We start from the raw sequence: 7,989 nt of genomic DNA on the forward strand, positions 1-7,989 counted from the left end.
GACCCTCCGCGGGCTCCCCTCCACCTTGGAGGCGCCCGTCTAGTCGTCGCCCCGGTCGTCCCCGCGGGTCATCGCGTCCACGCACACCGCGACGCACAGGACCAGGACGGGGTCGCCGCCGGCGTCGGTCCGGAAGGTGTTGACGTCCACGGCGTAGGTGTCACGCAGCCGGAACCAGCGGCGTGACACCTGGGCGACGGGGCCCGCGGCGTCGCCGATCGCGTACTCCTTGCCGAGCAGGTCCCCGGTGACCTCCCAGGCGCCGCCCTCGGCGAGTTCCACGACGAGCCGGTCGCGGAAGGGACTGAACAGCTTCTTGCGGACCGTCGCGACGGTGTGGCCGTCGCGTTCGACGCGCATGGTGTCGCGCACCGCCAGCGCCTTGGCGCGGATCACCGCGACCTGGGCGCCCTCGGCGTCCTTCAGCACGAAGGTCGTGCGCAGGCGCAGCGCCTTGCCGTCGACCAGGAAGATCCGCCGGCCCTCCTCGTCCTCGATCCAGTAGTCGTCTCCGATGTCGAAGAGGCGTTCGCGCACCAGGAACTTCATCTGTGCCTCTCCTCGGTCCGCCCGTCGCTACCCCTACGACGCTAGGGGACGGGCGCCGCGAAGGCCAGGCCCACCCGTGCCCGGATCAACCGCCGACGCTCGCCAGCGACTGGATGCCGACGGTCCCCTCCTCGCCGAGCGCGCGCAGCAGTGCCAGGACCGCCCGGTTGAGGGGGACGGGCAGGTCGTGTCGTTCGGCGGCGCGCACGAGCGCCCCGGTGATCAGGTCGTGCTCCACCGCGCGTCCGGCCAACCGGTCGTAGAGCATGGAGGTGCCGCTGTGCGGGTGCATGGCGCTGTACAGGTCCAGGGTCTGGTCCACGTCGGCCATCACCAGGCGCGCCCCCTCGGCGCGGCCGACCGTCACCGCCTCGGTGAGCAGTCCCCGGGCGAGCTCGCGCAGTTCCGGTTGCTGGAGGACGCCGATGCGGCGCAGTGTCAGCGCGGTCAGCGGGTTCGCCGCCAGGTTCGTCATCAGCTTGCGCCAGGCCGCGGTGGTGAAGTCGGGCTCCCGGACCACCTCCAGGTGCGAACCGGACAGCAGGTCGGCCAGGTCCTCCCCGGAGGGGCCCGCGGGCACGACCAGGCGGCGCCCCCAACGGTGGGTGACGTGCTCCCGGGAGAGCCGCTCGGCCGCGATGTAGACGAGGGCGGGAAGAAGGGTGCCCATCGCCAGCATGGGGGCGATCCGCTCGTGGTGGTCCACACCGTTTTGGAGCGCCACCACGCGGGTCGAGGGACCGGCCAGCCGCCGGATCCAGTGCAGGGTGTGGGGGGTGTCGTGGGCCTTGGTGGCCAGGAACAGCCAGTCCACCGGTGCGCTGACCTCGCTGGGGCGGGTGGCCGTGGGCGCCTGGAACCTCCGCCGCAGCCCGTCCCGTTCCACCGTCAGCGCCCCCAGGGGGCGGCGCACGCACAGGGTGACCTGGTGGCCGCTGGAGTACAGGGCCTCCGCCACGATCGCTCCGATCGCGCCGGCTCCGACCACGGCCGTTCGCCGGGGTCGCTCCAGCGTCCCGGGGTCCGTGGCGCTCCTCGGTTCCGTCATCGCGCCCTCCACGAGTGCTCGGGCCGGCGGGTCTCGCCGGCCACGCCCCGATGGTGGGCCGGTCGTGTTGCGCGCCCGTCACCGCTCGTGGACAGCGGCGTTAACTCCCGGGCGGCGCGGTTTCGTCACGCTGGGTCGCGGTGTCGCCGGCTCGGCTGGGTGGCCGGGCGGGGAAGGCGTTACCCTGCCGTCCGTGACTACTGCGCCTGCATCCTTGACCTTGCACGACGTCATCGCGGCGTTCGAATCGATCTATGACCCGGCCTGGGCCGCCTCGTGGGACGCGGTGGGGCTGGTCTGCGGAGATCCGGCGCAGGAGGTGAGCCGGATCATGTTCGCCGTCGATCCGGTCGCCGCGGTCGTGGAGGAGGCCGTCGCCTGGAACGCGGACCTCCTGATCACCCACCACCCGTTGTTGCTGCGCGGCGTGCACGGTGTGCCCGCGACCACGCCCAAGGGGCGCCTGGTCCACCGGCTCATCTCCTCGGGGACCGCCCTGTACACGGCGCACACCAACGCCGATGTCGCGGATCCGGGTGTCTCCGACGCGCTGGCCGCCGCTGTCGGTCTCTCCGGCCCCCTGCGCCCCCTGGACCCCGACCCCACCGATCCCGCGGGCCGGCGTGGAATCGGGCGTGTCGGGGAACTGGCCCGGCCGGTGCCGCTGCGCCTGTTCGCCCGGCAGGCCGCGGCGGGCCTGCCGGCCACCGCCACGGGGGTGCGGGTCTGTGGTGATCTCGACCGGCCGGTGCGCACGGTCGCCGTCTCCGGTGGCGCCGGCGACTCGCTGTTGGGCGCGGCCCGCGCGGCGGGGGCCGACGTCTTCCTCACCTCCGACCTGCGCCACCACCCGGCCTCGGAGTTCGCCGAGGAGGGGGGCGTGGCGCTGGTGGAGGTCGCGCACTGGGCGGGGGAGTGGCCCTGGCTGGCCGATGGGGCGGCTCGTCTGACGCGCGCGCTGGGCGGGGAAGCGACTAACGTGGAGACCCGCGTGTCCGCGCTCGTCACCGACGCCTGGACCGAGGTGATCGGCGCCCCCGGTCGTTCCTGATCCCATCCGGCCCAGGCAGCCCACCCCACTCCGCGCGCACACGACGCGCGGTACACGAAGGAACCGAGGACACAAGTGAAAGCCGAACCCTCCGACCAGAAGCGCCTGCTCGACCTGCAGGAGATCGACACCGAGCTGGACCGCCTGGCCCACCGCGCCCGCAACATCCCCGAGGTGGCCGAGATCCGGCGCCTGGACGGCGAACTGGACGAGTTGCGCAACGCCCTGGCCGCGGCGGAGACCGCGCTGGGCGACCTGGACCGCGAGCAGCGCAAGGCCGAGGCCGACGTCGACCAGGTCCGTGTCCGTGCCGAACGCGACACCGAGCGGCTCAACGCGGGAAGGGTCGGTTCCCCCAAGGAACTGGAGCGGTTGCAGTCGGAGATCGCCTCCCTCCAACGCCGTCAGGGCGAGCTGGAGGAGATCGTCTTGGACGTGATGGAGCGCCGCGAGACCGCCCAGGCGCGCGTCGTGGAGCTGCGCGGCCGTCTGGAGGCCCTGACCGAGGAGCGCACCGCCGCGGAGGAGCGCCGTTTCATGGCGGCGAGCGGCATCAGGGACGAGGAGGCCGCCACGGCCGAGCGGCGTGCCCGGGTCGCCGCCGAGATCCCCGACGACCTCCTCGCGCTCTACACCCGGTTGCGCGAACAGCACAACGGCGTCGGCGCGGCGGCGTTGCGCTACGGGCGCTGCGAGGGGTGCAAGCTCGCCCTGAGCACCGCCGAGCTCAACGAGATCCGGGCGGCGCTCTCCGACGAGGTGCTGCGGTGCGAGGAGTGCCGCCGCATCCTCGTCCGTACGACGGACTCCGGGCTGTGACCGCGCCGGAAACCGGGCGGGAGGAGCCGCGGTGAGCCGTCGTGTCGTCGTCGAGGCCGACGGGGGGTCCCGGGGCAATCCCGGGCCGGCGGGGTTCGGCGCGCTGGTCCGGGACGCCGGCACCGGCGAGCTGCTCGCGGAGGTGGCCGAGTCGATCGGTGTGGCGACCAACAATGTGGCCGAGTACCGGGGGCTCATCGCGGGCCTGGAGGCCGCGGCGCGGATCGCCCCCGACGCCCAGGTCGAGGTCCGCATGGACTCCAAGCTCGTCGTGGAGCAGATGTCGGGCCGGTGGCGGATCAAGCACCCCGACATGCAGCCGTTGGCGCGGCGGGCCAGGGACGTGGCGGCCGGGTTCGGCGGGGTCCGCTACACCTGGGTGCCGCGGGCCGAGAACGGGCACGCCGACCGGCTGGCCAACGAGGCGATGGACGCGGCGGCGAAGGGACGGCCGATCCACCGTGAGGCCGCCGCGGAGCGTCCGCGGCAACTGACCCTTTCGGAGGAGCCGGGGGAACGTGCCGCCGAACAGGCGGGCGCGCCTTCCGCCGTCCCCGGGTGGGCCGCCCCCGATATGAGGCCCACGCGCCTGCTCCTGCTGCGCCATGGGCAGACCCCCTTGTCGGTCGACCGCCGCTTCGCCGGGGTCGGCGATGTCGAGCTCACCGCCGAGGGGCATGAGCAGGCCCGTGCCGCGGCTCGCAGGCTGGCCGGGCGTGGCATCGACGTCGTCGTCACCTCGCCGCTGCGGCGCAGCCGTGACACCGCCGCCCACGTCGTCGAGGAGACGGCGGTGCCGGTGGAGGTGGAGGACGGTTTCCGCGAGGTCGACTTCGGCGAATGGGAGGGGTTGACGTTCGCGGAGGCCCGGGAACGCTTCCCCGAGGAGGTCACGCGCTGGCTGGCCGACCCCGAGATCGCTCCGCCCGGCGGGGAGTCCTTCGCCGCGGCGGCGCGCAGGGTCGCCGCGGCCCGCGACCGTCTGCTGGCCCGCCACGTCGGGCGCACGGTGCTCGTCGTCAGCCATGTCACGCCCATCAAGGTGCTGCTCCAGCAGGCGATGCTCGCTCCCCCGCAGGCGTTGTACCGGATGCACCTGGACGTCGCCTGCCTGTCGGAGGTCCACTGCTTCGCCGACGGTCCGATGGTGGTCCGCTCGTTCAACGACACGGCGCACCTGGAACGGGGCGTGCCCGCGGGCTGAGGGGCGGGGCGCGCCACCGGGCGCGTACAATTCCAGGACGGGGAGAGCCGGCCAGACGGTCGCGGCTCCGTTTCGGCGGGGTCGAGGAAAGTCCGGACTCCACAGGGCAGGGTGGTCGGTAACACCGACCCGGGGTGACCCGCGGGACAGTGCCACAGAAAACAGACCGCCACCGCTCGCGGTGGTAAGGGTGAAACGGTGGTGTAAGAGACCACCAGCGGCCGGAGTGATCCGGTCGGCTAGGTAAACCCCACCCGGAGCAAGGTCAAAAAGGGAGCCCCTGGGCTCCCGCGCGGATGTTCGAGGGCGGCCCGCCCGAGTCCGCGGGTAGACCGCACCGAGGCCACCGGCAACGGGGGTCCCAGATGGATGGCCGTCCGGTCCGGCGGACCGACAGAATCCGGCTTACCGGCCGACTCTCCCCCTCGCCTCCCCGTCCGGGGGGCCGGCCTGGGGACGGTGTTCACCGTCCCCGTCGCACATGTCCTCCTCTGCCGTCTTTCCGCGCCGTCGTGATCGTGTGCGCGTACCGCGACTCTGCCATTACGTGTAGTTATGTCACTTTCGCCGGATTTTGAGGAGCGATGACCGCGGCGCTGTTCGGAATTGGCGAGGTCGCGACAAAACTTGTGAAGAGCTCCGGGGCCTCTGCCGTCGGTGAAGACGCGGGCGACGGGAGACCCCTCGTAAGGAGCTGTCCTGGCAGATCGTCAGGTCACATCCTCACGGAGGACGGCGATTCGTATGAACAACACCCTGCGCCGAGTCGCGTTCGCGACCATTCTGGTCCCTTCCCTGGCTTTGGGAGGCTCGGCTGTCGCGTCGGCCAGCGCCCCCAGCGCCGAATCCACCTCGTCTTCGGCGAGCTCCAGCAGCGTGCAGACACGCCATGACGATCGCGATCGCGCCAAACCGTACGGCCACGGCCACAAGAAGTGCCACTACAAGAAGCACGGCAAGTACCGCGGATACCACTGTCACTGGTACCGCCCCGGTCACGGCTGGTTCGGCCCCGGCTTCGGTCACGGCTGGTTCGGCCCGGGATTCGGTCACGGTTGGTACGGCCATGGCCACGACTACGACGACTACGGCTACGGTCACGGTCACGGTCACGGCAAGGGCCACGGCGACTACGGACACGGACACGGCAAGGGGAAGGACCACGACAAGGACTGATGGTCCGATGAGTGAGGCGGAACGGCACCGGGACCCGGGCGAGGGCCCATTCGCCCCCTCCCGTCCCCTACGGTGACACGCCTCTCCTCCGTACCGCGGCCCCGTCGCGTCCCCGCGTAAGGGAACCGGCGGGGCCGCCGCGTGTCCGCCTCCAGGGGGCGCGCCGGCGCACCCCGGGGCGCCGGGGCCGTCGGGAGAGCGGGCTCCGCTTCCCGCCGGCTCCGGGGCCGGGCGCCGCCGGCACAGGTGGGCGAGGCCGTGGGCCCGAAACCCCGAGCGGCGAGGTCCCGGCCGACGAAGGCGGTCGGCCGCGCCCCGCTGGGGCCCCGGTGGACGGTGGTACGCGGAGCGAGGCCGCGCACCACCTCGCGGTCTCCCCGGGAGAGGATCGGTCAGGTGCAGGGAACCCCCGCGCCGGTCGGGCCGCTTTGATCAGGGACTCGTCCGGCTCGGTGGGGAGCGCGGTCGTCCGTCGTCGGGAACCTCTCCGGTGACGGGTCGCGCGACCTCGCGGCCCGGTTCGTCCAGGCCGAGGTGGCGGGGCGCATGCACCTCCCCGGCCGCGCCCCTCGAAGGAACACGGGAAGGGGCACGCGCTCCGCGCCGGGCGGGGAGCGGCCGGCGCGCCTGCGCCTGCCCGGAGTCCTCCCGGGCAGGGGATCACGCTCGGGACCCCTGTAGGCGGGGCGGTGGCGGGAGGGGAACCCCTCCCGGGGCCGGTGCTGTGGGGAACGGGGAAAGAAAGCGGTTTTCCCGTTAAATCCTTTGTGTTAGCCGAAAAGCGAATTTCGCAGGCGATGGGTTGGTATTTCTGTTTGTTGTGGCGGTCGGCTTACGCCTGATCGTCAGCGGCCGGTACGGTGGACCCGGTGCGGCACCCGTCACACACGCGGGAAGGCCGTTAGATTGGGAGAAGGCGCCCCGTCCTGGTCCCCACGGCCGGAGGCGTCGCCGTCGTCGTCACAACTAGGTGGTCGGTGGTCATGAGCTCGTTGACCTGGGTGCTGTTGTTCGGGGTGCCCCTCGTCGCGATCGTCGTGATCATCGGGTTCGCGCGTTACCAGGCGTCCCCGGTGCTCAACGACGAACGAGAGAAGCCGCAAGACGACGATCCCGAACAGAACGAGACGAGCTGACCCCAGGGTCCCCGCCGGCCCGGCCGCGTGTCCGCAGCGGGGAGCCGCCCTGGCAGGTGTCCCGAGACCACGAGGGGCGGAGCGCCACTGGCGCTCCGCCCCTCGTCTCACGTGGACCACCGCTCCCTACCGGAACGGCCCGTCGTCGTAGCGGTAGGCCCCCGCGTCGTAGTCGTCGGCCTGGTGGCGACCGCCGGGGTGCGGGCCGCTCTGCTGTGACGGCCAACCGCCGGACGGCCCGTCATGGCCGTAGCCGGCCTGGTGGCCACCGGAGGGCTGTCCCGGCGTTCCCCCCTGGCCCTGACCGTAGTCGCCCAGCATGTCGGGATAGGCGGAGTCATAGGGCGGGAGGGTTCCGCGCATGCTGGGGTATTCGCCGGTGGGTGCGGCGGGTGGTACCTGGTCGTTGCGGGTGTAGGGGCCGCTGTCGTATCCGCGGGTGTAGGAACCCGTGTCGTAGGGCTGCGGTGGCGCGAAGTCGGAGTTCCCGTGCGCCGGCGTCGACGGAACCGCGGGAGGCTCGGTCACCGGGGATTGCCATCCCGTCCCCGCCCCCTCCACGGGGTAGCCGCCGCCGTACCCCGGGGACGGCTCCGGCGGCTCGCCGTAACCGGGTCCACCCGGGGCGGGCGGGAGGGTTCCGCGCATGCTGGGGTATTCGCCGGTGGGTGCGGCGGGTGGTACCTGGTCGTTGCGGGTGTAGGAGCCGGTGTCGTAGGGGCCGCTGTCGTATCCGCGGGTGTAGGAACCCGTGTCGTAGGGCTGCGGTGGCGTGAAGTCGGAGTTCCCGTGCGCCGGCGTCGACGGAACCGCGGGAGAGGACGGACCGGGGCGTTGGTGGGACCCGGTGTCACCGGCCGACCACAGCGGGGCGGGCGTGTCGGCGGCAGGCGTCTGCGGAGAGCCGAACGGTGCCCCGCCGAGGGGGTCGTTGGCGGGTGGGCGTGGGGTCGCGTTGGTGAACGATCCGGTGTCGTAGCCGGGGCGGTTGTGGGATCCGGTGTCG

Annotated in this window: 7 protein-coding genes, 1 other RNA gene and 1 pseudogene; 6 read left to right on the forward strand and 3 right to left on the reverse strand. The window is 72.5% G+C overall.

What is annotated here, in order from left to right; genetic code table 11:
• Window positions 1-39: 39 nt before the first annotated feature.
• Complete coding sequence (locus B5D66_RS15665) at window positions 40-549, reverse strand: LURP-one-related/scramblase family protein (RefSeq protein ID WP_078762481.1); 510 nt, start codon at window positions 547-549, stop codon at window positions 40-42.
• Window positions 550-634: 85 nt separating this feature from the next.
• The gene (locus B5D66_RS15670) at window positions 635-1,597 is read right to left on the reverse strand and encodes a 2-dehydropantoate 2-reductase (protein WP_078762482.1); all 963 of its coding nucleotides are present in this window, start codon (window positions 1,595-1,597) and stop codon (window positions 635-637) included.
• Window positions 1,598-1,811: 214 nt separating this feature from the next.
• Here B5D66_RS15670 and B5D66_RS15675 point away from each other — a divergent pair, with 214 nt between their 5' ends.
• The 6 genes from B5D66_RS15675 to B5D66_RS25770 all read left to right on the forward strand — a co-directional run bounded on the left by B5D66_RS15675 (window position 1,812) and on the right by B5D66_RS25770 (window position 6,983).
• Complete coding sequence (locus B5D66_RS15675; RefSeq protein WP_078762483.1) at window positions 1,812-2,648, forward strand: Nif3-like dinuclear metal center hexameric protein; 837 nt, start codon at window positions 1,812-1,814, stop codon at window positions 2,646-2,648.
• A 75-nt stretch (window positions 2,649-2,723) separates the two neighbouring features.
• Window positions 2,724-3,467: a zinc ribbon domain-containing protein gene (locus tag B5D66_RS15680; RefSeq protein ID WP_078762484.1), complete on the forward strand. Its 744-nt coding sequence runs from the start codon at window positions 2,724-2,726 to the stop codon at window positions 3,465-3,467.
• Between the two features lie 31 nt (window positions 3,468-3,498).
• The gene (locus tag B5D66_RS15685; RefSeq protein ID WP_078762485.1) at window positions 3,499-4,671 is read left to right on the forward strand and encodes a bifunctional RNase H/acid phosphatase; all 1,173 of its coding nucleotides are present in this window, start codon (window positions 3,499-3,501) and stop codon (window positions 4,669-4,671) included.
• Window positions 4,672-4,714: 43 nt separating this feature from the next.
• Window positions 4,715-5,095: RNase P RNA component class A (rnpB, locus tag B5D66_RS15690), an RNA gene on the forward strand.
• Window positions 5,096-5,415: 320 nt separating this feature from the next.
• Complete coding sequence (locus tag B5D66_RS25155; protein WP_144390157.1) at window positions 5,416-5,847, forward strand: hypothetical protein; 432 nt, start codon at window positions 5,416-5,418, stop codon at window positions 5,845-5,847.
• Between the two features lie 983 nt (window positions 5,848-6,830).
• Entirely contained in the window at window positions 6,831-6,983 is a 153-nt protein-coding gene (locus B5D66_RS25770) for a hypothetical protein (RefSeq protein ID WP_200813675.1), read from the forward strand.
• 126 nt (window positions 6,984-7,109) lie between these two features.
• On the opposite strand, the pseudogene B5D66_RS25510 reads toward B5D66_RS25770, so the two are convergent.
• Window positions 7,110-7,989: pseudogene (locus tag B5D66_RS25510) on the reverse strand (hypothetical protein); the annotation flags it as partial.

It is taken from the genome of Marinactinospora thermotolerans DSM 45154, assembly GCF_900167435.1.
GTDB lineage: Bacteria > Actinomycetota > Actinomycetes > Streptosporangiales > Streptosporangiaceae > Marinactinospora > Marinactinospora thermotolerans.